Below are 26,716 nucleotides of genomic sequence, written 5' to 3' on the forward strand. Positions count from 1 at the left end.
TTATGTACTGTGTTGTAAATCTCTTTTCTTTAGCTTTTTAAAAGAAAGAGATCCACAAATTATAATAACTTTACAGATTTCAATATTGACACTAATTCTATCACCTTTTCTTCACTCAATTTTCTAGTTGGTGGAAGCACATGTGTCGAAATATCTAATCCTCTTAATTTCATTGCTTCTTTAACTACATTTATAAATGGCGAGTCCAACTTATATATAGTCGGAAGTAATGCTAAGGTTCGGTGTAGTTCGATAGCTCTCTCAAAATCTTTTGCAATATATGCATTATATGTTCCTACTGACACCTCTGGAGCAAAATTCGCACTTGCACATATCGCTCCATCACCGCCTAAAGTAAGGGTATTTAATAAATGGTCATCAAAACCTGAAAATACACAGAAATCTTTATGCTTTGCTTTTACCGTAAAGATAATGTCGCGGATATGTGAAACGGATTCGACCGTTTCTTTAATCCCTATGATATTGTCATATTGATTAGCCAATTCCAGAACAAGTTCTGGACTCAGGTCTTGCCCAGTTAAATTCGGAAAATTATATAAAAGAATTGGTAACTCAACAGCTTCAGCAATATCTCCAAAATGTTTTATTAAATTTTCTTCCGTTAACTGCCAATAATATGGGTTAATAACAACGATACCATCTGCTCCAATTTCTTCTGCATGTTCACTCAATAAAATGGCTTCTCTTGTATTCGAGCTTCCAGTTCCTATAAGAACTGGCACTCTTTTATTCACATAGTTTGTGGTAAATTCCGCAACTTCTTTTCTTTCTTCTACAGACATTTGTGTGAATTCTCCACCACTACCTAAAAAGAATAGACCGTTAACACCAGAATCTATTAAATAATCTATTACCAACGCCATTCCTTTTGTGTCTAGCTCGCCTTGATTATTTAGGATTATTGAAACTGGGGGGATGATTCCTTTGAATTTAGTTGTCATAGTAAACCTCCATTATCTTTCTTGAAAAATCAGCTCTGTTTTCAAATCTTTATTGGCTACCTATTTTGGGAAAAACTCTTCTAATGCATCTGCAATATTTAGGGCTGTCTTTCTCTTCACATCCAACTTAGATGATTCTGAATAAAATAAAACATGTAGATTTAACATAGCTGTTAAATTAGTGAAGTTGATACTTTTTATTTCGACTTATTTTCCAATTTTGTATACCAGACTTCTATCTGGAAGATATTCAAAAACGTGCAATCAACCCTATTAGAATAAATTCAAAAAACCTCTTAAATTTTTATTTTTTCAAAACAGCAATAATTCGTTTATACTATCTCTATTTGCATATTTATTTGTAGTTAGAGGTATAAATAAGATACGAAATAATTTGTAATAACTAATCCTTGCCTATAGCAGCCTACTTTATTATTTACTACCTTTTGATGTTTGATAGTTTGCCATTCTTTCAAAGAAGTTAATAACATAAGAATGGTCCTTTTCACTATTTCCATGTACAATTTCAGAACTGAATATTTCTTTTACTAAGTTTGTAACAGGAAGTGGTGCACCAATTGCCGTTGCAGATGATTGTATATTTTTTAAATCCTTATAGTTGGTTTCTAATCGACCCCCTGGCTCAAAATTTCTCTCAATAATAAATGGCATTTTAGCATCCATCACAGCACTACCTGCCAACCCTCCACGAATTGCTTCAAAAAGTTTATTTAAATCAATTCCAGCTTTACTTGCATATACACAGGCCTCTGACAATGCAACAAGGTTGGTACTTACAATAATTTGGTTAGCCAGTTTTGCAGCAGATCCAGTTCCATTCTCCCCAAATAGTACAATATTTTCTCCCATTGTTTTTAGTACAGGTAATGCTTTATTAAATTGTTTTTCATCTCCACCAGCCATTATTGATAGATTGCCTTCTATCGCCATTGGTTCTCCACCACTAACAGGAGCATCAATGAAGTGAATATCATAAGATTTTAGTTTACTAGCTAATTCTTTTGATTCCTCAGATGTTACTGAACTCATATCAATAATAATCGTTTTAGGTTTACTGTTTTCGGCAAGCCCGTTCTTCGAGAATATTACTTGAAATACATGCTCACCTGTAGGCAACATAGTAAAAATAATCTCACTATTTTCCGCAACTTCTTTCGTCGAGTTGCAGGCATGTCCGCCTATTTCTGCTAATTCATTAATAGCATCAGAGCTTAAATCAAAAAGATAGGTTTCAAATCCGTCCTTAATTATATTTTTTGCCATCGGTTTTCCCATGATACCTAATCCGATAAATCCAACTCTCATGTGTGTCCCCCCTTTATATAAATGCTTACAATACTATTGATTATATAGAATTTAAAAAATCTTTTTTTCGAAAAAAATTAACGAAATTCTTTAAAACTAAAATAAATTTCTCCTTATTATATCTAATTTGTAAAATTTTTCGTCTTTCCTAATCTATTCATGTGTATTAGTAGCAAAACATAATTTAAATCGATCATAAAACTGTCCTATACATAATAAATAAGTTATTTAAAATTGGTAACGTTCATCCATAATGAACGGTTTTAGTTCTACCTTTTCTTTAACACCTTTATTTACAAGGTACTTTGGGTATTGTCCATACAATAAAACATCGGTTATTCCTAAAGCGGTTTTTGAACGCATTTCTTCAGCAGATTCTTCTGAATAACCTGCCATATGAGGAGTAAGTATTACATTATCCATTGTTAAGAATGGATGGTTAGACTCAATTGGTTCTGATTCCAAAACATCAAGACCAACACCAGCCACGATTCCATTTTTTAAAGCTTCAATAAGTGAATTTTCATCAATAACAGGTCCTCTCGCTGTATTTACAAGATAGACACCCTTTTTCATCAATTTAAATTCTTTTGTTCCAATCATTCCTCTTGTACCTGCATTGAGTGGCGCATGTACTGAAATTACATCAGACTTCTCACATAATTCTTCTAATGATACAAGAGTTACATTACTCTCTTCAGCAATTTCTACTGATACAAAAGGATCTGATACAACAACATTCACTCCTAATGCTTGTAATTTCATCGCTAGTCTCCTAGGAATATTACCAAATCCAACTAATCCAATAGTTAACGTTTTTAACCTATAAACTGGTTTGGAAAGATTTACGTCCCAAGTACCGTTCTTTACAATTTGGTTGGAAGAATTTATTTTTCGTAAAAGACTCATAATTAAAGCGAGGGAATGATCAGATACTTCATCAATTCCATAGTCTGGCACATTACCTATACAAATCCCTTTTTCTGTTGCTGCTCCTAAATCGATTGTATCTACGCCAACGCCATACCGTGTAATTACTTTACAATTTGTTAATTCTCCAATAACCCTGCTAGAAATTGGTGCATAAAGGTTAATAATCCCATCTGCATCGTGACAGGCTTCAATCACCTCATCTTCTGTTGTACATTGCGTTTTCACAAGTTCGATATTTTTATTATTGAGTATTTTTTCTTCATATCGTAAATCTCTATATTCATGATCTGTTATTACCACTTTCACTGTATTACCACCCTTTATAATTTTAAATCATCGCTGTATCTAACGCCTCTTTTAGTACTGTTCTTAATTGTTTTTCGTTTAGATAGCAAGCTTCTTTACCACCTTTCCCCCTTACTTCAACAGCTACACGCAAACCATTTTCTTGTATCCTTAATTCTTCCACTTTACGCAAAATCGAACTGATTTTTTCAATTGTTAAAAAACCAGGAGTACCTATTTCCATATGAAAATCACCATATAAGTTACTATTTGAATCAAGAATAGCATTGGAAAAATGAATCTGATGGATAAGCGATCTCCCTTTTTCCAAAGACTCTAAAATATCCTCACCATTAAGTGCTGCATGAGCGGTGTCAAACGCAATACCAACATTATCATGTTTTTCCCGCACCCTATTTAGTAGTGTAATTGTTTCATCTGTTGTGCCAATAATTCGCTTTTTATGTGCAAAACGGTCAAGCGGTTCAATTAAGAGATTTATTTCATACTCTTTTGCTGTTTCAGCAATTTCACATAAGCTTTCATAAAGTCCTTCAATACCATCAGCCCAATGTTCAACACCGGGGTCTTCTCCTGTTACAATCGCTATATTTTTTGTACCGATTTCTGCAGATGTATATAAACTATCTTTAATTTTATTTACTGTTTTTAATCTTAAATTTGAATCTAGTGATGAAATATCAAGTTTATTTTCTTCAATCAAAAACGTAAGCCATTGAGTTACTATTAGATTATTTTTTTCTGTTAACTCTAAAATACGTTTTCGCTCCGTTTTATCAAATCCATCTCCTAACTCAATAGATTTATAAAAGTTATCCATTACCATATTTTCAATTACATCAGCAGTAAAACCTTTCTCCCTTTTAAACGGATGAAAGACTTCTGGTATTAATAAAGAAGGGATAAATTTTACACTCATGGTTATTTTTCTCCTTTAACAATCGGATAAATATTTCTTTTTACATAATCACCAAGCTCTACAATAACCTTACTTGTATCTACTTGTTCCGAACCTGTTTCTTCCTCCAGAATGACCCATCCATTATAGCCACCTTTTTTAAGTACATTTATACATTTTACAAAATCTATATCTCCTTCACCCATTTTTTTCCATTTATTATCTTTAGAAGCATCTTTAAAATGAACATGCTTAATTAAAGGTAATGCTTGTTTTATAATATCAGCAGCTTCCATTCCACCAAATTCAATATGGCCAGCATCTGGCGTGTAACCCATGTATCTAGGATCTAATCCATCAAAAAGAACATCGTAATCTTCTTTAAATCTCCAATAAGAAGTTACATATGAAATCGGGTGAAGAGAAGTAATAATGCCATGATCTTCAATTGCACGTTTTCCTAACTCATTTGCCCCCTTAATAATTTCTTTTTGTCTTTGTAGTAAATTATCACGGTTTTTTCCAACTCTAGATGGAACATTCATAATTGCACCAGGAAAATGTTTTAAGTATTCGAAATAATAGTCTTCCAATTCTCTTTCTTCTGGAGAGGCTTTCCCTCCTTCAAAAGCATGTGGAATAGTTAAAGCAGCCAACTTTAGTCCTCTTTTATCAAGTTCTTCCTTAAACTTTTCAGGAGCATTTTTATATTTGCCTAATAATGAAATCTGCATGTCTAACCCTGTAAGTCCGCTATTTTTAATATCATCCATAATCTGATCCATGATGTCAGCCTCTTTATCATAATCCAATACCCAAGTTGATCCTTGGCACCCAAATTCCATTACCATTTAAAATCCCCCTTGTTATATAATATTTTATTGAAAGAACCCTATAAAAAATATAGAGTTCTTATTTTCAATTTTTCGTAATTGTCACATTAGAAATAGACTAAGAATCAAAGTTAATCCAAAACCTACTAACGAAATAATAGTGGCTAAAACCGTCCAAGATTTCAGTGTGTCTCCTACACTCATACCAAAATAACGATTTACCATCCAGAACCCCGAATCACTAACATGCGGTGCAATAACAGCACCTGAAGCAATAGTAATAACAAGTACCGCCATCATCGGGTCACTAATACTCATTGTACTTATTACTGGAGCAACTATACTAGAAGAGGTAACCATAGCAACAGTAACTGATCCGACTGCTATTCTTAACAAGGCTGCCGTTAGGAATGCAAATACAACTAATGGCAGCTGTACTTGTTCCATCGCACTTGCTAACACATCTCCCACTCCGGAAGCAACGAGCATTTCTCCGAATATTCCGCCAGCCCCTGTAATTAGAATGATAATCCCTGCAGGTTCAAGTGATTTTGTAGTAATTTGTTGAATTTCGTCTTTTGAGTATCCCCGTTTTGTACCAAAAATATAAAATGTTAATAAAGTAGTTATTGTAAGTGCAGCATAAGGATGACCGATAAATACTAAAATACCTCTTAAAACGGATCCCTCTTCTAAAATAAACGGTGCCAATGTATTTAATAACATTAAAATTAAAGGTAATAGTATAATAGAAAGAACACTGATAAAACTAGGTAGCTCCTTTTGGTTTTCTTTCGCATCAGCCTTTTCTTCTAAATCTGCAAGTGCCGCTGCCTGTTCATTCATTGCTTCTGGTACAGGTACATGAATTTTTTTCGAGATAAAGCTACCGAACATCGGACCAGCTAAAATCATTGCTGGAACACCAACCAGAACACCAAACAAGATAACCCAACCTAAGTCAGCTCCTATAATAGATGATGCAGCAATTGGCCCTGGTGTTGGCGGAATCATACCATGTGCAACAAGAAGCCCAGCCAACAAGGGAACTCCAAAGTATAACAACGATTTTTTAGTTTTGTTCGCTAATGTATACAATATTGGCATAAGAATAACTAATGCGACATCTAGAAATATTGGGATGGAAATAATCAAACCAGCTATACCAAGTGCCCATGATGATCTTTTTTCACCGAACTTATTTATCATTGTTAATGCTAAGCGTTCAGCACCACCTGACACTCTTAAGATTTCACCAAACATAGCGCCTAGTCCAATCACAATAGCAATAAAGGCCACCGTTTCACCCATACCTGTCTCAAAAGTTTCTATAATTTCATTTGGTGTCATCCCTACAGCTAAACCAACAATAAAACTTATCAATATAAGCGCCAAAAATGCTTGAAGCTTTGTCCTCATTACGAGAAATAATAATGCGATAACCCCTAGAACGGCAACTACAATTAGCCATGTTGCCTCCCCCATATAATTCACTCCTTAATTTTTAACTATCTCCTTTAAAACAACGCTTACATTTCAAAAGAGTGAGAAGTGATAAAGAGGGACTATACTTAACTCTTTATCTGTCACTTCTTCACTCACTCTAATCATTTGACTATTTTTTCACCGCATTTGCTTCATTCATATCTTTCTTTAGCCATTTAATTAATTCTTCTTCACGTTCATATTCCTTTTGATTTATATATTCAGTAGTCCATTCATAGTAGCCTTTACCAGTTTTCGGTCCATAATGACCGTTATCCACTAATTCTTTCATAGCAGGGAAAATTTCTTTTCTATCACTTAAATCTTCAAAAAGATAGGATGTAATAGAAGCATTAGTATTTAACCCTCCCATATCCATTGTCATAAATGGCCCAGTTACTCCAAATCGTCTACCAAGGCTATATTGGATTGCAGCATCGATATCCTCCATTGAAGCAATGTCATTCTCTAAAAGATATTGGGCTTCTCTAAAAATAGCATATTGTAGTCGGTTGCCAACTTGACCTAACACATCTTTTTTAACGAAAACTGGTTTTTTGTTCATTGATTCAAGTAACGTCAAAGCCCGGTCAATTGTTTCGTCAGATGTATAGTTACCGCGTACAACTTCAACTAATGGCATTAAATGAGCTGGGAGCCAAAAATGAGTTATAACAGTACGCTCAGGTTTACTCGTCAACGTAGCAATTTCAGTTGCACTTAGACCTGAAGTATTACTAGCTAATATTGTATCTTCAGGGCACATTTCATCTAATTGTTTAAAGAAGTTTTGTTTGAGCTCTAAATCTTCTGGTACTGCTTCAATTACAAATGTAGCATTATAAACACATTCTTCTAATGAATCAGTATATGTAATAGCATTTGTAATTCTCTCTTTTTCTTTCTCATCAAAAACATCATAACTTACTAAACCATTCAATTTAGTTTCCACTCCAGATTTAGCTCGCTTGATATCTTCTTCATCTGTTCCCCATACTTTTACATCAATTCCTGCCCAAGCAGCAGTTAAAGCGATAGAGTGTCCCATGATTCCTGATCCAGCTATTGATAGTTTTTCTTTATTAGACATAACTTTTAACTCCTTACATTTTTATTTTTAAATAAAGCGTTTACTTTAATGTTTTAATTTTGCAATCGGTTTCAATTTTTCCTCAACATATTTTCCAACATTTAAAATAACCTTATTCGGATCTTCCGCAGCTTCTTCGGTTTCCTCTTCAATCATTATCCACCCTTGATAACCACTATCTTTCAGTGTTTGTACGATATAAGGAAAATCAATATCTCCTGTCCCCATTTCCTTCCACTCTTTATTGTTGGAACGATCTTTAAAATGAACATGTTTGATAATAGAAAGATTATCTTTCACAATATCTTCTGGACGCATTCCGCCAGCCTTGATATGTCCGGCATCCGGTGTATAACTCATATAAGATGTATCCAGCAGTTCAAACAACACATCGTAATCGGCTTTTGTTCTAAAATAGGATGTTTTTGGAGAAGCCGGATGGAAAGATGCTTGTACGCCTTTTTCATATGCTCTTTTTCCGACAGCATTTGCACAAGCGATAATTTGCTTTTGACGTTCCAATAAATGATCTCTATTCGGTCCGACACGCGATGGCAGATTCATCACTGCCCCAGGAAAGTTTGTCAGATAATCAATATAATAATCGGCTCGTTCTCTTTCCTCTTGCGTTTCTTCATCATTAGCCCAAGTAAAAGGAACTGTTAATGCTGCTAAAGAAATACCTCTTTCATCTAATGCTTGTTTTAATTTTTCTGGATTGTTTTGATACCTTCCCAGCATGGCAACTTGAACATCTAATCCTTTAAACCCCGCATTGCTTACTGTATCCATCACATTATCTAAATAATCTGTCTCTTTATCGTAATCTAATTCCCAAGTCGATGTATGACAACCAAATTTAATACGCATTTGCAACCTCCTTTTCTTATGAAGAATAAAATTTGCAATCGGTTTCAAATTTTATAAATCAATATTATCATTTATTTTCGATTTGTCAATAATATTTTTGTTTTTTCGTGAAAAATAACGTCAATTACATCCTATTAATGTTTTTTATTGTCGATTATTATTGTAAATATCATTTTTTATCATTAATATACCAATTTCGAATATCATATAAACAATACAACTTTTTTAAAGCAGTCTTTTTTAAAACTTCAAGTAAGCAAAATAAAAGAATCGAAAAAGGAAAAGCATACGAAAAACAAGCGCTGGTTATTCTACTGTTTAGAGGACCTTTATTAATCATATATACCAAGCAGCCATTACTTTCTGAAACAAATCACGCATTAAAAAACCATCTTGATGGATCCTAATAGGCAATCCTTGCAGGAAACATAGACAAATTTTGGATGAAATATTATAATTAACTCACCATATTGTAAGCGTTACCATAATTGTCCCCATCATGTACCTGAAAGAAAGTTACTGGTACTTATCTCATCCAATATAAAACCAGTACCAGTCTATTTTTATCAAGAAAGATAAAATTTGAATTTTTGGGAGGAATTAGAATGTCTTTCGTTATGATTTTAGCTGCTTTTGGCGGCGGTGTATTCGGAGCTCTCATCGGAGGAACAACTGCCTTTGTATTTACCGGATTTTTAGGGTTAGCTGGAGCAGCTACAGCAGTTGCCTCAGGAAGCACATTAATTCTGGACTCCGTCGCTTTCGGTCCTTTCTTCGGTCCGCATGTAGCCTTTGTCGGAGGAGTAGCAGCGGCAGCATATGCAGGGAGAATCAGCAAAAAACGTTTAGAAAACGCAGACTTTCTAACCAACCCTGTCAATGCGAAAACGGTTCTTGGAGACCATTCGGATAAAGATAAAATATTTGCGGAAGATGACAGACACATTGACGGCGCCGATGCCACTGTTCCCCTTTTCAAAACAACAGACCCAATGGTACTTATCGTTGGCGGAGTGTTTGGTATTCTCGGTGTACTCGTTGAATATTTATTCAGTTCCATTTGGGAGATACCAATTGACACGGTTGCTTTAACAGTTGTCGTTTTCGCTATCATTACACGTTATGTATTTGGTACTTCTGGTTTGACCGGCATATTCCCTAAAAACGAAAAACGTTTCCCGTTTACTGGTAAAATGCTGCTTTTCAATGCTATTTGGGGATTTGCATTATCGGGACTGGTTGGTTATACGGCAATTACATTAGGCGTAGACAACATCGGATTCTCTATTAGCGCAACATCTCTTATCTTCTTATATTTTGGTTTGAAATTTCCTGTATCTCACCACGTATCCATGGTGGCAGGTCATGCAGCAATTGCGCTTGCCAGTCCGTGGTTAGCAGCATTATTTGGCCTGTTCGCTGTTATTACAGGAGAATATGTACAACGTCTATTCAATACCCATGTTGATACACACGTTGATATGCCAGCGATTACAATCGCGTTCTGGAGCTTTATTATACTTGGGGTTATTGCTCCATTTATCTAAAATCTAAAAATCATCAGACATAAAGTTATACATTTTGGGAATGGTAATAATGCAATTTAATTGGACAGTATCATGGAAAGTAGTAAAATAGTATATGTCAAATAATTTCAACACATTAAAAAGGAGATGGCATTCATGGGAATTCTTGATAAATTCCGGTTAGATGGTAAGAAAGCCTTTGTTACAGGCGGAGCCGGCGGAATTGGGAAAGCAATTACGACAGGGTTATTGGAAGCTGGTGCGGATGTAGCCATTGTTGATATTAATTTAGAAACAGCACAGGCAGCAGCGGAAGAACTTTCATCTATCGGACCAAAAGTTACAGCTGTACAAGCAGATGTAACAAGCGAAGAAGATGTGAATAAGATGGTAAACTCTATCGTGGACGAACTTGGCCGTATCGACATCGCTTTCGCCAATGCAGGGATTACAATGAATATTCCAGCAGAAGAAATGACCTTTGACGAATGGAACAAAGTCATTAATCTCAATTTAAACGGTGTCTTCCTCACAGACCAGGCAGCCGGAAAACAAATGATTAAACAAGGTGACGGCGGAGTCATTGTGAACACTGGGTCGATGTCAGGAAGCATTGTAAATACACCACAGCCGCAAAGCTCTTATAACGCTTCTAAAGCAGGCGTGATTCATTTAACAAAATCATTGGCAATGGAATGGGCAGATCATAACATTCGCGTCAATACAATCAGCCCGGGATACATCGGTACGGACTTACTATACAAAAACGATAAACTGAAACCATTAATCGCAGAGTGGGAAGCTGCAACACCGCAAAAACGCTTAGGAAAAGCAGAAGAATTGCAAGGTCTTGCATTGTACCTGGCTAGCGAAGCCAGCACGTATGTTACTGGTTCTGACTTTATCATTGACGGTGGATATACCATTGTTTAATAAGACAGAAAAGGAACAACCTCCAAACTAAGAGGATTGTTCTTTTTTTATATAAAATAAGCCCGGCCTCTCTGCTAAAAGGAAGGTCAGGCTTATTTTCATTATTATTTCACGGTATTTCCGCCGTCCATCACAATATTCTCACCGGTAATCAAGTTTGCAGCATCACTTGCCAAGAATAAGGCGATTCCTGCAACTTCTTCCGGATACCCGAAGCGGCCAAGCGGAATTTCGCGTTTTGCTTTTTCTCCCACTTCACCAGCCCAAGCTTTCTTACCGAGTTCTGTTAAAACAACAGTTGGTGAAATGGCATTGACCGTGATATCAAATTGTGCCCACTCTACAGCCATCACTTTCGTCATATTCACAACAGCTGCTTTACTTGCACCATACGCCACGTGATTATCCAGTGCAATAATCGCTCCTTGAGAAGCCATATTAATAATTTTTCCACCGTGACCTTGTTCAATCAACTTTCTGCCGACAAGCTGTGACATCTTAAATGTACCTGTTAAGTTTAAATCAATTGTTTTTTGCCAGTAGTCATCGGAAAGATTCTCTGCATCATCCAATAAAGCCACGCCTGCACAGTTTACCAGGATATCTACTTTTCCAAAATGCGCCACCGTTTCATCAATGGCTCCCTGAATACTGTCGCCATCTGTGATATCTACTCTGACACCAATAGCATTCTCTGCGCTCATTTCTTTTGCTGCATCCGTAACATCATCCTTCACATCAAAAAGCGCCACTTTTGCTTCTTTTTCAATGTAGAACTCTGCAATTGCCCGTCCAATTCCGCTTGCTCCACCTGTGATAATGGCTACTTTGTCTGTAATTTTGAAATTCTTATCATAGCCTTGGAAATCCATTTACACCGACTCCTTTATCATTTATATTTAGAAAATATATTTAAAATGCTTCTATTCTAAGTATACCCTCTCCATAAAGCGGCAAACATTTTCATTTATTATTTTATTTATTCACTTTATGGTACAATACAATATATAACTATGGTAAATTAGGGATAGAAGAAGCTTATTTTACGAGGATGACGGATAATGAAAATGTTTGTAACGGAAAGAAGAAACAAAATAATGGAACTGCTGCATGAGAAACAACGTTTGACTGTAAAAGAATTGTCAACACAAATCGGTGTCTCTGAAGCAACTTTGCGTACGGATTTAAATAAGATGGAGCAAAATGGTCTTTTGACGCGTACCCATGGGGGAGCGATGTTAAATCAGCAAAGTCCTACTGACCATGATACGAGTTTCTCTGTACGTGAAAAACAAAACCGCGCAGAAAAATCGCTGATTGCCAAAGAAGCATTTCATTTTATTGAGGAAAAACAGTGCATTTTACTCGATGCCAGCTCCACTGCTTTAGAATTAGCGCGTTACCTCAATGAAAAAATGATTCGGTTAACAGTCGTAACAAGCGGCATCCAAACAGCTTTGGAATTAAAAGACAATCCGAATATCACCGTTATCTTGATTGGCGGTGTGGTGACAAAAGGTTCATCGACGATTGAAGGGACGCTTGGAATTGAGTTATTAGAAAAGCTTCATATTGATATTCTTTTCACATCGGCAAGTGGATTCTCTGTAGAAAACGGCCTGACGGATTTTAATTTGTATGAAGTAGAATTAAAAAAACGGATGGTTCATAAAGCACAGAAAATCATTGCTGTTATTGACCACTCTAAGCTTGCAGTGACATCCAGCGCTCCATTTGCAACAACCGATCAAGTCGATGTGCTTATTACGAATAGTACGATTGATTCTGATACAGAGCAAATACTCAACGGACACCATGTCCAAGTAGTTTCCACTTCCTGACCCTCTCTTTAGGGTCAGGATACTTTTCCAGACTTATAAAAAAGCACTGCATGAATAACCATGCAGTGCTTTTTTAAGTCACGTAAAGGCCTTAACAGGAGCTTTTCGCTGCGTCTTTAAAGTTTTGGTCAAGGAATTGGCTTTCTTTCTCTACAATTTGGTCTACTTTACGCTGAGAACCGCCGGACCATTCTACATTCAAGTATGCTTCCACTACTTTTTTAGCTGCTTCCGGTCCAATAATCTGTGCGCCAAGTGTAATAATTTGTGCATTATTACTTAATTGAGCACGCTCTGCAGAGTACGTGTCATGTGTGGTTGCTGCCCGGATTCCCGGATATTTATTAGCTGCAATAGCTACACCGAGTCCTGTACCGCAAATAAGAACACCACGGTCTACCTTATTCTCACTGACTGCTTCCGCTACTTCAAAAGCTACACCAGGATAATCAACAGCATCGCTGGAATGAGCCCCAAAATCTACTGTCTCATGATCTGTGGATTCATCAATAAATTTCTTTAACGTTTCTTTCAGTCCATATCCATGATGGTCTCCGCCAATACCTATTTTCATAATGCAAACTCCTCTCCTTTATTTTATCTATTTCTATTATAACGCTTATTTTTTCTTTTATCAACTTTTATTTTCATTTTCAATCGAAACAATAATAAACGAAAAACCTTTCCCTTTTTATTTACAGGAGGAAAGGTTCTTTCGTTATGTCGGCATTATTTAAACACGCGGGCAGCTTCTACAGCTTTTTGCCAGCCACTATACAGCTTATCGCTTTCTGCTTTATCCATTTCCGCTTCAAATGTTTTTTCATTTTGCCATTGTTTAGCAATTTCATCTCGATCCTTCCAGTATCCTACTGCCAAACCTGCGAGATAAGCAGATCCAAGTGCTGTTGTTTCTTGTACAACAGGGCGTTCAACCGGAACATTTAGAATATCACTCTGAAATTGCATTAAGAAGTCATTTTTTACGGCTCCCCCGTCCACTCGTAATGCTTTCAAATTGATTTCCGAATCTGAAATCATTGCGTCCAGTACATCTTTGGACTGATAAGCCAGGGACTCTAATGTCGCACGGATGAAATGCTCTTTACTGGTGCCGCGTGTCAATCCAAACACGGCACCTCGTGCGTCACTATCCCAATAAGGTGTACCTAGTCCGACAAAAGCAGGAACCATATACACACCATCTGTAGAATCCACTTTCTTAGCAAAATCCTCACTTGCCGGAGCACTTTCAATGATTTTCAAACCATCTCGCAGCCATTGAATAGCAGAACCGGCAACGAAAATACTTCCCTCCAGCGCATATTCTACTTTGCCATCAATGCCCCAGGCCAGTGTGGTTAACAGACCGTTTTTCGACGCAACGCCTTTTTCGCCTGTATTCATTAACATGAAACAGCCTGTGCCATACGTATTTTTCGCCATTCCTCTTTCAAAGCATGCCTGACCAAATAACGCTGCCTGCTGGTCACCCGCAATTCCTGCAATCGGCACTTCCTGTCCAAAGAAATGGTAGTCTACGGTATGTGCATATACTTCAGAGGATTGCTTCACTTCTGGAAGCATGCTTTTTGGAACGCCTAAAATATTTAACAGTTCATCGTCCCATTTTAAATCATAGATATTGAACATAAGGGTACGGGATGCATTAGAGTAATCTGTAATATGCGTTTTACCGCCTGACAGCCTATACACTAACCACGTATCGATTGTTCCAAATAACAAGTCTCCATTATCCGCTTTTTCCCTGGCGCCTTCTACGTTATCAAGAATCCATTTCACTTTTGTTCCAGAGAAATAAGGATCCAGTAATAAACCTGTTTTTTCTCTGAATAAATCATTATGTCCTGCTTCTCTTAATTCTTTACAAATTCCTTCTGTTTGACGAGATTGCCAAACAATCGCTTTATAAACCGGTCTACCAGTGTTTTTATCCCAAACAACGGCTGTTTCTCTTTGGTTGGTAATACCAATACCCTCTACTTGGTCTGGTTCGATATCTGCTTTTCGTAATACTTCCGCTATACAGGCTAATACAGATGTCCATATTTCATTCGCATCGTGCTCGACCCAACCCGGGTGTGGGAAGAATTGTTCAAATTCTTTTTGGGCAACGTCTACAATCGTACCGTCATGATCAAATAAAATTGCGCGCGAACTGGTTGTACCCTGATCAATGGATAGAATATACTTCTTGCTCATTATGAACCAACTCCTTATATGTTTTCTCCATATACACTTAGAAGATAAAGGTATGGAGTAATTACTCCTTCAGCTTTACTTGCTTTACTGTATTAAGAATTTGCTTATAATTGGCAGGATCATGGCCAAACCGTCCAATAAACACCCCATCTACATCATTATGGGAAATAATTTTATAAACATTATCCTTGCTTACCGATCCGCCATAGATAATACGGACTGCTTCCGCTGATTCTGTGCTGCATGCCTCTTTGACAATTTCCCGGATCATTGCATGCGTCCCGTGCACATAGGCCGCGTCGGCTGCTTCTGCTTTCCCGATTGCCCAAACCGGTTCGTAAGCTAAGATAACTTTTTTAATCAGTGCTTCATCTACATCTCCAAAAGATGTAAGAATTTGTTCCTTTAATACGTTTTTCCGTTCTTCTTCATTATCCAGACGCTCCCCTTCACCAACACATAAAACAGGCGTCAGTCCTTTTTCCAGGGTTAGTTTTGTTTTTAAATGAATCATATCCAATGTTTCATGGAAAATATGTTGTCGCTCTGCATGTCCGATTTCCACATGGGTTCCGCCCATATCAATAATAGACTCAATAGAAACTTCGCCTGTATAAGCGCCATTTTCGTATGGCGAAATATTTTGTGCGCCAAAAGCAATGGCAGACCCTTTTAGCGCCTGCGCTACAGGATACACCACACCTAAAGACGGGAAGACAAATTTTTCTACTTCTTTTTCATTGGTTGTGACCTCTGCAAGTGCCTTTACTAATTCCGTAGCTTTATCTACTGTATTGACATACGTTTTATAGCTTATTCCAACAACTGGCTGTCTCATGCAGATGCCACCTTTTTCAATTGTTTTAAAAACACTTCCATCATCATCCATGCTGATTCTGCACCAGGATCCTTGTGGCCTATCGCACGTTCACCTAAACGCATAGCACGTCCTTTGTTGGCGACAAGCGGTACAGTTGATTCAGCACCTTCTTGCATTGCTTCCACAAAAGCAGTGAATTTCACAACAGGATCTTCTGGTGTATCCTGTTTTAGAACCTCAACCCCTGGCAGAAAAGCATCAATCATTGTTTTATCACCAATTTCCGCTTTTCCTCTATGCTGAATAGCTTCGACACCATGAATAATCATGCCGCAGAATTCATCAAAAGTAACTTCCTCTTTTCCAGTTACATCCTTCCCAGCCTTCATAAAAAAGCTGCCGTAAAGTGGACCGGACGAACCTCCAACTTTTCCTAAAAGAATCATTCCAACTTTTTTAAAGAGGCTTGAAATATCTGCTGCCTCTTCATTAATCGTATCCAACTGCTTGGTGACTTCACGAAATCCAATCGTTAAATTAATCCCATGATCGCCATCCCCAATTTCGGAATCTAGCTTTTGCAGATGCTCCGATTGTTCATCTACAAACGGGAGCATCTCCTGAAATACATTTACAAAATATTCTCTGTCCAGTACAAGTGTTGCCATTGATTTCCCCTCCATTATATTCCTGCATATACAAACGTATACCAATTGATATTTTGTTAGAATTTAATATTTGGAATATCAGTTGGATAATCCAAGAATTCTTTTAATTCATCATCCAATTTCACCAGTGTGATAGACATCCCAATCATGTCCATGGATGTTGCATAGTTTCCGACTAAGTTTTTATAAATGGTAATTCCTTTTTCACTTAACACCTGCTCCACTCGACGATATACAATATACTGATCCATCAATGGCAAACCGCCAAGACCATTGACAAGGACGTACGCTTCATCGCCGCTTTCTAAATTGTGGTCATCTAGTATATAACCTAAAATTTCATCTACCACTTCATCTGCGGATCGAATCTTATCTCTTCTTATCCCTGGTTCCCCATGGATCCCCATACCGATTTCCATATCACCATCATCCATCGCAAAGATGTTTTTCCCCGTTGCAGGTAAAGTACTGGAAGATAATGCGACCCCCATGGATCTGGTAGCAAGATTCGCTTTTTCAGCAGCCGCTTTTACCTCTGGAAGTTCGAATCCTTTTGCAGCCGCTGCAGCAGCCGCTTTAAACACAAAGATATCTCCAGCTACACCACGACGATTTTCTATATTTTTTGCAGAGTACACATCATCTGTTACGATGACCGTTTCTACTTGAATACCATCATCCGCAGCCATTTCTGCACCCATATCAAAGTTCATCACATCACCCTCATAGTTTCCATACATATAAAGGCAGCCTTTCCCGGTATCTACTGCTTTTACAGCATTATAACAAGGCTCCGGAGAAGGGGATGTATTAACATTTCCGACAACGGATGCATCTGCAAAGTTTTCACCTACATAGTTAATGAAAAGCGGCTCATGACCTGATCCACCGCCAATGATAATCCCTACTTTGCTCTTATCCCCACGTTTCTTGCTGACAATAACACGGGGATCATGTTCTAATAACTCTACATAATCACTGTTTGCTTCAGCAAAACCTTCCAAGAGTTCTTCAACAACATCATAACCATCATTGACTAAACGTTTCATTTTACTTCCTCCTATTCCAATTATCGGTTTATTTTATATGCTCCCCCATTTTGAAAGCCCTTTCAAATAGAGGTTGAAAAGTCCAGCTATTACAGCTTGGACACTTCTTTAAGAATCACATCCACGTCATTTGTAATGGTCGACTGCACAGAAGCAACAAAAGCACCTTCTACAAGAGGGCCTTCTACAATTTTACATTTTGTCTGTACATCCTCATCCAGCAAATCAATTGCCGTCTCAGCACTCATTAATGCACTTCCCATATCATAAAAAATCAATATATTTTCACAATTTCCGAGCTCTTCTATTTCATTCATGATGATGGTAGCACTTGTTCCCAGGCGTCCGTCATCTGTTCCTCCGGCAGCGTGAACGTTTACCTGATCACCATTCATTTCAAGGATAAGATCCTTCAAACCCTCTGTAATTTTTTGACTGTGTGATACCAAAATAATACCAACGGATGATTGAACGTTGTTTGCCATCATAATTCTCCTTTATCAAAGTGCTGTTTATCTTTTTACTTTTTCTGTTCAACACATCTTAAACATAACTTAACATGCACTTGTTTGAACAGTTATTTGATAATTATATCATATCATTTTATTTCGAAATCTGCACATATATTGTTATTTGTTTTTATTTCAATTCGTTTTTTCAAGAATATACGTGTGTTTTCTCATTTCCATTATTCTGATAAATAGTTGATTACCATTCATGCTGCTATTTTACTTTTTCATCACGAAGATACGTGGCAATATCTGCTAATAAATCATCACAATTGTCTGCATGAACACGCAGCTTCAGCGGTTCTGTCAAATCCAGGCTATATATCCCCATAATGGATTTCGCACTCAAAATATACGTGTCTGATACAATCTCCGCCTTATAATCAAAGCGAGATACGATTTCCACAAAATCCTTTACATCATTAATCTTTTCTAAACTCACATAACGCTCAACCATCAAACTCCTCCTTTATATATCTGGTTGCATTTCCTTCTATAATCATTCTGAAGACAACTGCTATAGTGTATGTTTATCCTTTTGTCAGGATGTTTCTACCATTCTATCATAGCTTGGTGCTAATTATCTTTATTTTCTCATTCATCTGGTACTTTGTAAACTTTTCAAAGCTTTGGGTGTTTATGCCATGATTTTTTAAATACATATTTCTTACTATCTTTTTTGACTTTACATAATGGATTATATAACCTTGGGATACTTATTCAAAAAGAACAATGAAATAATACATCATACGAGGAGGAATTTTATGACACAAGGTTTAATTCATCATATTGAAATCTATGTTTCTGATTTAAATAAAACCACCCATTTCTGGGGCTGGTTCTTAAATGAGCTCGGATATACCTCTTATCAAAATTGGGAAAATGGACAAAGCTGGAGATTAGAAGAAACTTATCTCGTATTTGTGCAAGCGGAAGATCGTTTTTTAGATATCCCTTATCATCGATGCAGAGTTGGTCTAAACCACTTAGCCTTTCATGCAGAATCTAGGGAGTTTGTAGATGAAATGACTCAAAAGTTACAGCAGAGAGGGACTACCATGCTTTACCCCGATTTATATCCATATGCCGGCGGCGAGACTCATTATGCCGTTTATTTTGAAGATCCAGATAGAATAAAAGTAGAATTGGTTGCACCTTAATTTTTCTATTTAATAACTCTACTATGATTTTTCCTTTTTAACATGAATAATCCATAAAAAAAAGCAAATCTTGATATTAAGGTCTGCTTTTTTATAGATAAGAAATAATTGACTGACCGGTTAACACCTTTCTTCTACAAGGACTCCAACTTTGTCTAAACAGTTAAAAAAATAACAACAGGAACAGTAATCAAACTCAGCATAGTTGATAGGAAAGTAGCTGCGGAGACATTGTTTTCTTGCACCCGAAATTGAATCGCATACATGGTTGTATTGGCAGCGGTTGGTGTGGCCGCAATGATAATCATTATCTGTTTCGTTAAATCATCCAGCGGCAATTGCCATACAAGAAGAAATGCTAATAAAGGAGACAGTGCTAATCGCATAATAATGCTGAAAGAGAGAGCTGTCCAATTCACTTTTTTAATAGCCATATTCGCTAATTGCATCCCCAAAGCAATCATAATCACCGGAATAGCAGCATCTGCTATAAAATCGATTCCATGCCTCAAACTTCCCAAGGGAATATGTAACCAGTTGAAGGAAATGCCAAGTACCGCTCCATAAATCATTGGCATCCGCAGCACTTGTCCTGCAGCGTCTATACTTCCTACATTAAATGGACTTCCTTTGGCAGCATAATAGACCCCGACCGTACTCATTAGCAATTGTTGTAAAACCATTAATACAATGGCTACTTTCATCCCCTCTTCACCAAATAAAAAAAGAACCAGTGGCGTACCATAATTACCATTATTCATAAAAGCACTGGATAATATTAATCCGCAACGCTCTGATTCTGAATACCTCAATATTTTTGTAAATAACGTTATGATACAGATACTCAAAAAACAAAGACCCAGTATAAACATAATAAAATACACAAAAGAACAATCTATTGTCTGAGAATAAAATGTTCGGAAAACCAAAAAAGGAACAAGGATGTAAATCGTCAGCTTGGATATCATTGCTGTGTTTAATTTTAAAACAGATTGGCCAATATAGCCGACTGCAAATACAAAGAAAATGGGCAGCATAATGGACAGAATAAACACGTCATCACCTTATTTACTTCATTTTTTATGGACTGATAACAGGGTTATCCTGCTGCGGATAACCCTGTTACACAACCATCAATCGAATAGTTATGACTGAAAGACAATTAATTTTTCTTCGGTCATTTCTTCCATCGCGTACTTCGGACCTTCTTTGCCAGTTCCGCTCTTCTTCACACCACCGTAAGGCATATGATCCACTCGATAACCGGAAGTATCATTAATAATCAATCCGCCCACTTCAATCTTCTCCGCTGCTTTCATCGCAAACCGCAAATCGTTGGTAAAAAGGCCCGCCTGCAGCCCATACTCTGAATCATTAACTTTGGCAATCACTTCATCTTCTTCTTGATACGTATCTACAGCAACTACCGGTCCAAAGACTTCATTTCTGCATACTTTCATATCCCGGTCGACATTCGTCAAGATGGTTGGCTGATAGAAAACACCTTCTCGTTTGCCGCCTGCTTGTAATTTCGCACCTTGGCGTACCGCTTCATTCACCCAATCTTCCACACGAATCGCTTCTTTTTCAGCAATCATCGGTCCGATATTGGTCGAAGCATCTGCCGGATCACCAACTTTAAGCGCGTTGGTTGCTTCAATCATGTTCTCCAAAAATACTTCGTAAATGTCTTCATGGACAAAGACACGCTGCACAGAAATACAGACCTGCCCGGCATTATTAAAGCTTTTTTGTGCTGCGGCCACGGCGCTTCCTTCAATATCCGCATCTCGATGAATAATGGTCGCAGAATTATTTCCAAGCTCTAAAGCTACTTTTCGAATTCCTGTATTCTCACGGATAATTTGACCCACTCTCGGACTACCTGTAAAAGTGTACATGTTTATTTCCTGGTTTGCCATCAGATAGCCGCCAATTTCGGCTCCTTCTCCGGTTAATACATTTAAACGCCCAGAAGGAAGACCTGCCGCTGCAAAGATTTCTACCAGTAATATTGCGGATAGAGATGTTTCTTCAGCCGGCTTCAATATCACACTATTTCCTGCGGCAAGGCCAGGACCAATTTTATGACAAACCAAATTTAAAGGAACATTAAATGGTGTAATAGCAGCTACCACTCCCACAGGTGTTTTCATTGTCACTGCTTTTCTGTTTTCCGATCCTGGCGCGGACTCAATTGGTACACCATCTCCCTGAATTCGTTTGGCTTCTTCAGCCGAAACCTCTAATGTCAAAGCGGCCCTTTCTACTTCTCCAATGGACTCTGCAATAGGTTTCCCTACTTCTTGAACAAGAACATCAGCAATCGTTTCTTTTTGTTCCAGCAACATTTCGGAAGCTTTCTTTAAAACTGTAAAACGATCATATGGTGAAAACGGTGTATTTAAAGCCTTCTTAGCCGCTGCTACACTGTTATTCACGTCATTCTCATCTGCGACAGAAATGTCCGCAATAACTTCTTGTGAATATTTATTTAATACCGGCAGTTTTTCCTTCTTTTCCGTCCATTTCCCACCAATAAAAAGGCCATACGTATTCTTTATTAAAACATTATTCATCATAACGTCATCTCCTTATTATATGATGTTACTACCTTTTGTCTTTTAATAATTCCTGTGCTTTTCCATTGCTGCCAAACACCCGAATCTTTTCCTGTACCTTTTTCTTTAAATATTCCTTTCCGTTCCCTAAAGAATTTGCTAAAACAATTTCATCCGGATCCTGTTTGAATGTGTCTTTCACCCCATTCGTAAACGCCTGACGTAATTCGGTATCTACATTAATTTTGGCAACACCTAATTGAATCGCCTTTTGAACTTGTTCATCCGGTACATCTGACCCGCCGTGCAGAACTACTGGACGTTGAACTGCTTTAGAGATAGCATTTAATCTTTCAAATCGTAAGTTAGGCGTTTGTTTATACAAACCATGCGCCGTGCCAATCGAAACAGCTAAATAATCCACATCGGTTGCTTCGGTAAAGGCAACTGCCTCTTCTGTTGTTGTAATAAGGGCATCTTTTTCATCTACCGAAATATCATCTTCTGTTCCACCGATTTTACCAATTTCTCCTTCAGATCCAATATTCAGCGCTCTGGCTACCTGAACCACATCACGCGTTATTTGACTGTTTTCTTCAAAGGATCTTGCAGAACCATCAAACATAACGGACTGAAATCCCAACTGTACCGCCTGCATCGTCTGGTCAAAACTTCTGCTGTGGTCCAAATGGATCGCTACCGGAATCGTAAACTGTTTGGCATAGATATCGATTAATGCTTTCATCGATTCCATCCCCAACGTTTGAATCACCTTTTGCCCAACTTGAATCATGATTGGTGCCTGTTCTTCTTCTGCCGCTTCTAAAATCCCTACAATCGTTTCTGCATTATGTGCACTGAAAGCTCCTACACCATATCCGTTCTCATAAGCATGCTGAAGCATTTCTTTTCCGTTTATAAATGGCATTAACTGTCCACTCCCTATCTTTTTAATTCAATACTATATTGATATTTATCACTGCGATATCTTGTTTTCGTATACTCAATAGGACGATCGTCCATTCCGTAACTTACTTTTGTCATTTCCAATAGTGCTTCCCCCGGGCGAATTCCTAAATAATCCGCTTCATCCATCGTTGCGTTAATTGCTCGGATAGTTTCTTTTGCACGTTTCAAATAAACATGATGCTGCTCTAAAATTTCATAATAATGCGCTTCATTCAAATTATGTGTCTGTAGCAATTCCCCGATATCTTTAGGCCAGCAAGACCTTTCTATCGCTATTGGAACATCATCTGCCAACCTGATTCTTTCGACCAATAGAATAGGTTCTTCTTCCGGAATATCCAACATATCCTTTTCGAAAAAAAACGTTGATTTAAATTCACTTCGCAATACTTTTGCTTTCGGAATCTGTCCTCTTTCTCTTGCTTCTTCTGTAAACCCTTTTAATTTGCCTAAATGTCCTACCAAGTTTTGCGGACGGACTACTGTTCCCTTCCCTTGTTTTTTTTCAAGCAAATTATCCTGAACAAGCAGATTTATCGCTTGCCTGATGGTCGTACGGCTGACATCAAATTCAGAAATTAAATCCTGCTCGGTTGGAATAAGCGTATCCGCTTTCCATAGCCCACTTTGAATGCGTTTATACAATTCATTTTTTACTTGTAAATATAATGCCTCACCTTTATTAGGTTCAATACGGCTCCTTGACATGACTATCTCTCCTAGGAATCGGTGAAGGATAAGTTAGAAGGCCTTCCCCAACTAATGGAGCCAACCACCGGTAATAGGCCTTATGATCATGGATGAAATTATCCGGCAGTTTTCGTTCCCCTTCCTGAACTACATCCTTCAAATCGACTGGTATTTTACTTATATTATAGTCGAATTGATTCGTTCTTTGTAGGGAAACCATGATTTTATTTTTTCCTTCTTTTAACCATTTACCTCCACAAGCACCTGTTTGCAATGCTTCTTGAAAATCAGACGGTGAAATAAACATGGAGGAACTGCGCTGGTTCATTCCCAACAATTCTGCTCTGGCCATAACTTTTAATTCTTCTTTTATAAAAAGTTCCATTTCAGATGAAATGCCGCCAAGGACCGTTCTCCCATTAACAATGTCTTTTTCAATTTGCCAAGTGCCTTTTTCTTCCCATTGCACCCCCTCGCTGACAACAATGACTGCATACCCATATTTTTGAATCGTATTGTCTACTTCTTGTAGAAGGACTTCTTTTTTGACAGGCCGTTCTGGAATTAAAATAAAATGTGGACCATCTTCCTCGTATTGACGAAGGAATCCGGATGCTAATGCGAGCCATCCTGCATTCCTTCCCATCGTCTCTAAAATCCGGACTTGCTCAAAATTTCTCATAGAGTAAAGGTCTCTGCTGATATCCAGTGTTGTCTGCGCAACATATCTGGCAGCACTGCCAAAACCGGGCGCATGGTCTGTGGCTCCCAAATCATTATCTACTGTTTTTGGTAATCCGATGACTTGTAAACCATATCCTCTATTCGTGGCTTCTTCTTCTATTTTACACAAAGCTTCCATCGTGCCATTGCCACCAATGACAACCAGTGCATCTGCCTCTATTTTTTTTAATTGGTCTACACATTGTATGATCGAGTCATCCTCTAAAGGAAAACGCCCAGATCCCAAACATGCTCCAGGTACATGCTTATTTTCTATAACCCATTTGTTCATTTCTTCTGTTCCATCCAAAAAATCACCGTAAGTCAGGCCTTCATAGCCGTTTTTTGAAAAAATAAGTTTATTTTCATCCATCACTTCTTCTACAAAAGCTGCCAACGTTGCATTGATAACAGAAGTTGGACCCCCAGCCTGTGCTATCACAACCCTCTTCATAAGCTGACTTCTTCCAAATTGTTGTTATATACCACGGTTTCTATGTGCAACTGTTTCCCTAACTCTATTAATTCTTCCGTAACATCTGCATAAACGAGTGCGTAATGCGGTTCAAAACCTTCGTCCATTAGATCATACAGTGTATCGGTAACGTTGGTTTTCAGTTCTACTTCGGATGTGTATAATATTTTATTTACCATTTACTACCCTGCTTTCTTTCCAAAACTTTTAGATGACGCTGACTTTTTTTAATTCTTTCGTATCACCTAATTCTCTAGTTGTGTTTGTGAAACCTTACTGGAAAAGAAAATAATTGGAATAATATTTCCCTTTTTGATAAACCAGTGTAATACTGATGAATGAAAGAATGATTACATACTTTCAGTTTAATAAACACCTTTCAAGCATAAAACATTACAATTAAAAAATCAGTAATATTATTATCTTTCGAATGTAATTAGCTTTAATAAAATATATTTCCTGAATGAATTTCATAATTGCTCTTTTTAAAAATACAAAGACGAACCGAATTTTCGAAAGTGTATTTTTAAAAACAAAATTATGCAGTTTGTTGTTGTTGAATAAGCTCAGCTTGGATGCGATCCGCAGCTAATTTGGAAGCATTATAAATCAAAGCGACCATATCAAAATGGACTTTCGCACGCTTTCCAGTACGATAACGAACATTGTTTAGCTGATAGAACTCTTTCAGATAAGCATTGACACGTTCTACTGCTGTCCGTTGTTTAAAAATCTTTTTCCAAGCTCTTGATCCGCGTGCAGGCGCAGTATAACGTCTTAAATCCGTAGTTATCTTGACTTTATACACTTTTTGACAGATACCTTCGTTCGCAAGTGGGCAGTCGCTGCATTCCTTTGGTCTGGTATATTTCAATGTTTCGTATTTTGGATCAAAGCTATCATATTTATAGGAATGTTCTCGAAAACAGGTTGGGGCAAAATTCTTATCAAACCCAATCATTTCGCCTTCATTGCGCTTATTATAGGCAATGACAGACTGTTGTCCCATGCGATGAATCTGTTCATAAATCGGCTCGAAATCGTAACCAGCATCTAGCGTATTATAATGAACAGTGGTAAGAGGAAGGCGCTGGTCCGTTCCCTTTAATAAGGCGATAGCGGCTTTTCCATCATTTAAGCTGCCAGATGAAAACAAGGATTGTAGAATATACTGGTTTGCTTCCTTTTCTGCTTGTTCTTGAAGGTACTGTTCGCGTTCTTCTTTGGATTTACGCCCACGCTTTTTGGGCGCAGCTTCCGGTTTTTCTTCTTTTTGAACGGGTGCCTTATCTCGTGCTTCAAAATGGGTGGCATCAATGGCAATGACTTCATCGGCAATAAACCCTTCTGTGACAGCTGCCAGCGTTACGCTTTCGAAGGATTTTTCTAAAATATCTGATTCACTCAGTTTCGTTACGAGACGAGAATACGCAGCTTCTGATGGAATAGCGTCGGAAACCAGAAATCCGCAGTTCATTTTAAAGATAAAGTCATCATTGAGACGCTTGATTAAGTCTTTGATCGTTGGGATGCGTTCGATGTAGCGAATAAAAAAGGAAATAATCATCCCTGCATAATTTAGCTCAACAGGCGCTCCCAGCCGGGATTTCTTATTAATCGCATGATAAATAAGATCCAGATCAATCGCTGAAATAATCGCTTCATATTTTTGGGTAGGTTCCATGTCATATAATTCTTGGATGCCAAATAGGCTCGGTTGTCGTATAATGGTCATAAGAAGTACTCCTCCAGTCTTTTTATGGTTTTCTTGTCAACTACCATTATACAAGATTTGGGGAGGTACTTCTTTTTTCATGTCCTGAACTCATTGGGGCACAAGGGATAAGAATTATGAAATTCATTCTC

The 26,716-nt window shown here is 37.6% G+C and carries 27 protein-coding genes; 4 read left to right on the forward strand and 23 right to left on the reverse strand.

From position 1 onward, the window contains the following. Positions 1–59: 59 nt before the first annotated feature. The 8 genes from B7E05_RS20830 to B7E05_RS20865 form a co-directional block, all read right to left on the reverse strand. Positions 60–962, reverse strand: coding sequence for a dihydrodipicolinate synthase family protein (locus B7E05_RS20830; RefSeq protein WP_080875996.1), 903 nt, complete (start codon positions 960–962; stop codon positions 60–62). Between the two features lie 432 nt (positions 963–1,394). Then, on the reverse strand, positions 1,395–2,288 hold the full coding sequence (locus tag B7E05_RS20835; RefSeq protein WP_080875997.1) for an NAD(P)-binding domain-containing protein: 894 nt from the start codon (positions 2,286–2,288) through the stop codon (positions 1,395–1,397). 228 nt (positions 2,289–2,516) lie between these two features. Next, on the reverse strand, positions 2,517–3,527 hold the full coding sequence (locus B7E05_RS20840) for a C-terminal binding protein (RefSeq protein ID WP_218672714.1): 1,011 nt from the start codon (positions 3,525–3,527) through the stop codon (positions 2,517–2,519). 22 nt (positions 3,528–3,549) lie between these two features. Continuing rightward, positions 3,550–4,446 (reverse strand): sugar phosphate isomerase/epimerase family protein, encoded by an 897-nt coding sequence (locus B7E05_RS20845; protein ID WP_080875999.1) that lies wholly within the window; start codon positions 4,444–4,446, stop codon positions 3,550–3,552. A gap of 2 nt (positions 4,447–4,448) precedes the next feature. After that, positions 4,449–5,276: a sugar phosphate isomerase/epimerase family protein gene (locus B7E05_RS20850; RefSeq protein WP_080876000.1), complete on the reverse strand. Its 828-nt coding sequence runs from the start codon at positions 5,274–5,276 to the stop codon at positions 4,449–4,451. An 84-nt stretch (positions 5,277–5,360) separates the two neighbouring features. Continuing rightward, on the reverse strand, positions 5,361–6,743 hold the full coding sequence (locus B7E05_RS20855; RefSeq protein ID WP_080876001.1) for a GntP family permease: 1,383 nt from the start codon (positions 6,741–6,743) through the stop codon (positions 5,361–5,363). A gap of 130 nt (positions 6,744–6,873) precedes the next feature. Then, positions 6,874–7,833, reverse strand: a complete 960-nt coding sequence (locus B7E05_RS20860) for a 3-hydroxyacyl-CoA dehydrogenase family protein (protein WP_080876002.1) — start codon at positions 7,831–7,833, stop codon at positions 6,874–6,876. A gap of 45 nt (positions 7,834–7,878) precedes the next feature. Further along, the gene (locus B7E05_RS20865; protein ID WP_080876003.1) at positions 7,879–8,703 is read right to left on the reverse strand and encodes a sugar phosphate isomerase/epimerase family protein; all 825 of its coding nucleotides are present in this window, start codon (positions 8,701–8,703) and stop codon (positions 7,879–7,881) included. A 605-nt stretch (positions 8,704–9,308) separates the two neighbouring features. Between B7E05_RS20865 and B7E05_RS20870 the strand changes: the two genes are divergently transcribed. Together B7E05_RS20870 and B7E05_RS20875 are read left to right on the forward strand one after the other, a co-directional pair. After that, positions 9,309–10,250 (forward strand): DUF7973 family transport facilitator, encoded by a 942-nt coding sequence (locus B7E05_RS20870; protein ID WP_080876004.1) that lies wholly within the window; start codon positions 9,309–9,311, stop codon positions 10,248–10,250. Between the two features lie 135 nt (positions 10,251–10,385). Beyond that, positions 10,386–11,162, forward strand: coding sequence for an SDR family oxidoreductase (locus B7E05_RS20875; RefSeq protein WP_080876005.1), 777 nt, complete (start codon positions 10,386–10,388; stop codon positions 11,160–11,162). Positions 11,163–11,266: 104 nt separating this feature from the next. On the opposite strand, the gene B7E05_RS20880 is transcribed toward B7E05_RS20875, so the two are convergent. Then, positions 11,267–12,034: a GolD/DthD family dehydrogenase gene (locus tag B7E05_RS20880; protein WP_080876006.1), complete on the reverse strand. Its 768-nt coding sequence runs from the start codon at positions 12,032–12,034 to the stop codon at positions 11,267–11,269. 189 nt (positions 12,035–12,223) lie between these two features. Here B7E05_RS20880 and B7E05_RS20885 point away from each other — a divergent pair, with 189 nt between their 5' ends. Continuing rightward, a complete protein-coding gene (locus B7E05_RS20885) occupies positions 12,224–13,003 on the forward strand; it encodes a DeoR/GlpR family DNA-binding transcription regulator (RefSeq protein ID WP_080876007.1) in 780 nt (259 codons plus the stop codon). A gap of 91 nt (positions 13,004–13,094) precedes the next feature. On the opposite strand, the gene B7E05_RS20890 is transcribed toward B7E05_RS20885, so the two are convergent. From B7E05_RS20890 to B7E05_RS20920, 7 genes are all read right to left on the reverse strand, one after another. Beyond that, positions 13,095–13,577, reverse strand: coding sequence for an RpiB/LacA/LacB family sugar-phosphate isomerase (locus B7E05_RS20890; protein ID WP_080876008.1), 483 nt, complete (start codon positions 13,575–13,577; stop codon positions 13,095–13,097). Positions 13,578–13,732: 155 nt separating this feature from the next. Beyond that, the gene (gene glpK, locus B7E05_RS20895) at positions 13,733–15,226 is read right to left on the reverse strand and encodes a glycerol kinase GlpK (RefSeq protein ID WP_080876009.1); all 1,494 of its coding nucleotides are present in this window, start codon (positions 15,224–15,226) and stop codon (positions 13,733–13,735) included. A gap of 61 nt (positions 15,227–15,287) precedes the next feature. Continuing rightward, the gene (gene tpiA / locus B7E05_RS20900) at positions 15,288–16,064 is read right to left on the reverse strand and encodes a triose-phosphate isomerase (protein ID WP_179134605.1); all 777 of its coding nucleotides are present in this window, start codon (positions 16,062–16,064) and stop codon (positions 15,288–15,290) included. Beyond that, positions 16,061–16,714, reverse strand: a complete 654-nt coding sequence (dhaL, locus tag B7E05_RS20905) for a dihydroxyacetone kinase subunit DhaL (RefSeq protein WP_080876011.1) — start codon at positions 16,712–16,714, stop codon at positions 16,061–16,063. The genes tpiA and dhaL overlap by 4 nt, the downstream gene beginning before the upstream one ends. 56 nt (positions 16,715–16,770) lie before the next feature. Continuing rightward, positions 16,771–17,763 carry a dihydroxyacetone kinase subunit DhaK gene (locus tag B7E05_RS20910; RefSeq protein WP_080876012.1) on the reverse strand — a complete coding sequence of 331 codons (993 nt, stop codon included), beginning with the start codon at positions 17,761–17,763 and terminating at the stop codon, positions 16,771–16,773. 89 nt (positions 17,764–17,852) lie between these two features. Continuing rightward, on the reverse strand, positions 17,853–18,248 hold the full coding sequence (gene dhaM, locus B7E05_RS20915) for a dihydroxyacetone kinase phosphoryl donor subunit DhaM (protein WP_080876013.1): 396 nt from the start codon (positions 18,246–18,248) through the stop codon (positions 17,853–17,855). A gap of 238 nt (positions 18,249–18,486) precedes the next feature. After that, positions 18,487–18,729 carry an HPr family phosphocarrier protein gene (locus B7E05_RS20920; RefSeq protein ID WP_080876014.1) on the reverse strand — a complete coding sequence of 81 codons (243 nt, stop codon included), beginning with the start codon at positions 18,727–18,729 and terminating at the stop codon, positions 18,487–18,489. Between the two features lie 307 nt (positions 18,730–19,036). On the opposite strand from B7E05_RS20920, the gene B7E05_RS20925 reads away from it, so the two are divergent. Continuing rightward, a complete protein-coding gene (locus B7E05_RS20925) occupies positions 19,037–19,432 on the forward strand; it encodes a VOC family protein (protein ID WP_080876015.1) in 396 nt (131 codons plus the stop codon). Between the two features lie 155 nt (positions 19,433–19,587). Here B7E05_RS20925 and B7E05_RS20930 read toward each other — a convergent pair whose 3' ends face one another. From B7E05_RS20930 to B7E05_RS20960, 7 genes are all read right to left on the reverse strand, one after another. Beyond that, a complete protein-coding gene (locus B7E05_RS20930; protein ID WP_143833275.1) occupies positions 19,588–20,487 on the reverse strand; it encodes an AEC family transporter in 900 nt (299 codons plus the stop codon). 90 nt (positions 20,488–20,577) lie between these two features. After that, positions 20,578–22,011 (reverse strand): aldehyde dehydrogenase family protein, encoded by a 1,434-nt coding sequence (locus tag B7E05_RS20935; protein ID WP_080876392.1) that lies wholly within the window; start codon positions 22,009–22,011, stop codon positions 20,578–20,580. A gap of 31 nt (positions 22,012–22,042) precedes the next feature. After that, positions 22,043–22,921: a class II fructose-bisphosphate aldolase gene (locus B7E05_RS20940; protein ID WP_080876016.1), complete on the reverse strand. Its 879-nt coding sequence runs from the start codon at positions 22,919–22,921 to the stop codon at positions 22,043–22,045. Between the two features lie 14 nt (positions 22,922–22,935). Beyond that, positions 22,936–23,670, reverse strand: a complete 735-nt coding sequence (locus B7E05_RS20945) for a GntR family transcriptional regulator (RefSeq protein ID WP_080876017.1) — start codon at positions 23,668–23,670, stop codon at positions 22,936–22,938. Next, positions 23,651–24,829: a diphosphate--fructose-6-phosphate 1-phosphotransferase gene (locus B7E05_RS20950; protein WP_080876018.1), complete on the reverse strand. Its 1,179-nt coding sequence runs from the start codon at positions 24,827–24,829 to the stop codon at positions 23,651–23,653. Before B7E05_RS20950 ends, B7E05_RS20945 begins: the two co-directional genes overlap by 20 nt. Continuing rightward, a complete protein-coding gene (locus tag B7E05_RS20955; protein WP_080876019.1) occupies positions 24,826–25,029 on the reverse strand; it encodes a hypothetical protein in 204 nt (67 codons plus the stop codon). The genes B7E05_RS20950 and B7E05_RS20955 overlap by 4 nt, the downstream gene beginning before the upstream one ends. Positions 25,030–25,388: 359 nt before the next feature. Next, positions 25,389–26,585 (reverse strand): transposase, encoded by a 1,197-nt coding sequence (locus tag B7E05_RS20960; protein ID WP_080876020.1) that lies wholly within the window; start codon positions 26,583–26,585, stop codon positions 25,389–25,391. Positions 26,586–26,716 lie beyond the last annotated feature (131 nt).

The sequence above is a fragment of the Oceanobacillus timonensis genome (genome assembly GCF_900166635.1).
Taxonomy (GTDB): Bacteria; Bacillota; Bacilli; order Bacillales; family Amphibacillaceae; genus Oceanobacillus; species Oceanobacillus timonensis.

What these genes read in the sequence shown, in the direction of transcription:
- tpiA (WP_179134605.1), bottom strand. Translation starts at nt 16,064, where the DNA reads ATGAGACAGCCAGTTGTTGGAATAAGCTATAAAACGTATGTCAATACA.
- B7E05_RS20860 (WP_080876002.1), bottom strand. Translation starts at nt 7,833, where the DNA reads ATGTCTAATAAAGAAAAACTATCAATAGCTGGATCAGGAATCATGGGA.
- B7E05_RS20955 (WP_080876019.1), bottom strand. Translation starts at nt 25,029, where the DNA reads ATGGTAAATAAAATATTATACACATCCGAAGTAGAACTGAAAACCAAC.
- B7E05_RS20940 (WP_080876016.1), bottom strand. Translation starts at nt 22,921, where the DNA reads ATGCCATTTATAAACGGAAAAGAAATGCTTCAGCATGCTTATGAGAAC.
- B7E05_RS20885 (WP_080876007.1), top strand. Translation starts at nt 12,224, where the DNA reads ATGAAAATGTTTGTAACGGAAAGAAGAAACAAAATAATGGAACTGCTG.
- B7E05_RS20870 (WP_080876004.1), top strand. Translation starts at nt 9,309, where the DNA reads ATGTCTTTCGTTATGATTTTAGCTGCTTTTGGCGGCGGTGTATTCGGA.
- dhaM (WP_080876013.1), bottom strand. Translation starts at nt 18,248, where the DNA reads ATGGCAAACAACGTTCAATCATCCGTTGGTATTATTTTGGTATCACAC.
- B7E05_RS20960 (WP_080876020.1), bottom strand. Translation starts at nt 26,585, where the DNA reads ATGACCATTATACGACAACCGAGCCTATTTGGCATCCAAGAATTATAT.
- B7E05_RS20875 (WP_080876005.1), top strand. Translation starts at nt 10,386, where the DNA reads ATGGGAATTCTTGATAAATTCCGGTTAGATGGTAAGAAAGCCTTTGTT.
- B7E05_RS20920 (WP_080876014.1), bottom strand. Translation starts at nt 18,729, where the DNA reads ATGGTTGAGCGTTATGTGAGTTTAGAAAAGATTAATGATGTAAAGGAT.
- glpK (WP_080876009.1), bottom strand. Translation starts at nt 15,226, where the DNA reads ATGAGCAAGAAGTATATTCTATCCATTGATCAGGGTACAACCAGTTCG.
- B7E05_RS20835 (WP_080875997.1), bottom strand. Translation starts at nt 2,288, where the DNA reads ATGAGAGTTGGATTTATCGGATTAGGTATCATGGGAAAACCGATGGCA.
- B7E05_RS20950 (WP_080876018.1), bottom strand. Translation starts at nt 24,829, where the DNA reads ATGAAGAGGGTTGTGATAGCACAGGCTGGGGGTCCAACTTCTGTTATC.
- B7E05_RS20935 (WP_080876392.1), bottom strand. Translation starts at nt 22,011, where the DNA reads ATGAATAATGTTTTAATAAAGAATACGTATGGCCTTTTTATTGGTGGG.
- B7E05_RS20850 (WP_080876000.1), bottom strand. Translation starts at nt 5,276, where the DNA reads ATGGTAATGGAATTTGGGTGCCAAGGATCAACTTGGGTATTGGATTAT.
- B7E05_RS20925 (WP_080876015.1), top strand. Translation starts at nt 19,037, where the DNA reads ATGACACAAGGTTTAATTCATCATATTGAAATCTATGTTTCTGATTTA.
- B7E05_RS20910 (WP_080876012.1), bottom strand. Translation starts at nt 17,763, where the DNA reads ATGAAACGTTTAGTCAATGATGGTTATGATGTTGTTGAAGAACTCTTG.
- dhaL (WP_080876011.1), bottom strand. Translation starts at nt 16,714, where the DNA reads ATGGCAACACTTGTACTGGACAGAGAATATTTTGTAAATGTATTTCAG.
- B7E05_RS20865 (WP_080876003.1), bottom strand. Translation starts at nt 8,703, where the DNA reads ATGCGTATTAAATTTGGTTGTCATACATCGACTTGGGAATTAGATTAC.
- B7E05_RS20945 (WP_080876017.1), bottom strand. Translation starts at nt 23,670, where the DNA reads ATGTCAAGGAGCCGTATTGAACCTAATAAAGGTGAGGCATTATATTTA.
- B7E05_RS20855 (WP_080876001.1), bottom strand. Translation starts at nt 6,743, where the DNA reads ATGGGGGAGGCAACATGGCTAATTGTAGTTGCCGTTCTAGGGGTTATC.
- B7E05_RS20880 (WP_080876006.1), bottom strand. Translation starts at nt 12,034, where the DNA reads ATGGATTTCCAAGGCTATGATAAGAATTTCAAAATTACAGACAAAGTA.
- B7E05_RS20830 (WP_080875996.1), bottom strand. Translation starts at nt 962, where the DNA reads ATGACAACTAAATTCAAAGGAATCATCCCCCCAGTTTCAATAATCCTA.
- B7E05_RS20845 (WP_080875999.1), bottom strand. Translation starts at nt 4,446, where the DNA reads ATGAGTGTAAAATTTATCCCTTCTTTATTAATACCAGAAGTCTTTCAT.
- B7E05_RS20890 (WP_080876008.1), bottom strand. Translation starts at nt 13,577, where the DNA reads ATGAAAATAGGTATTGGCGGAGACCATCATGGATATGGACTGAAAGAA.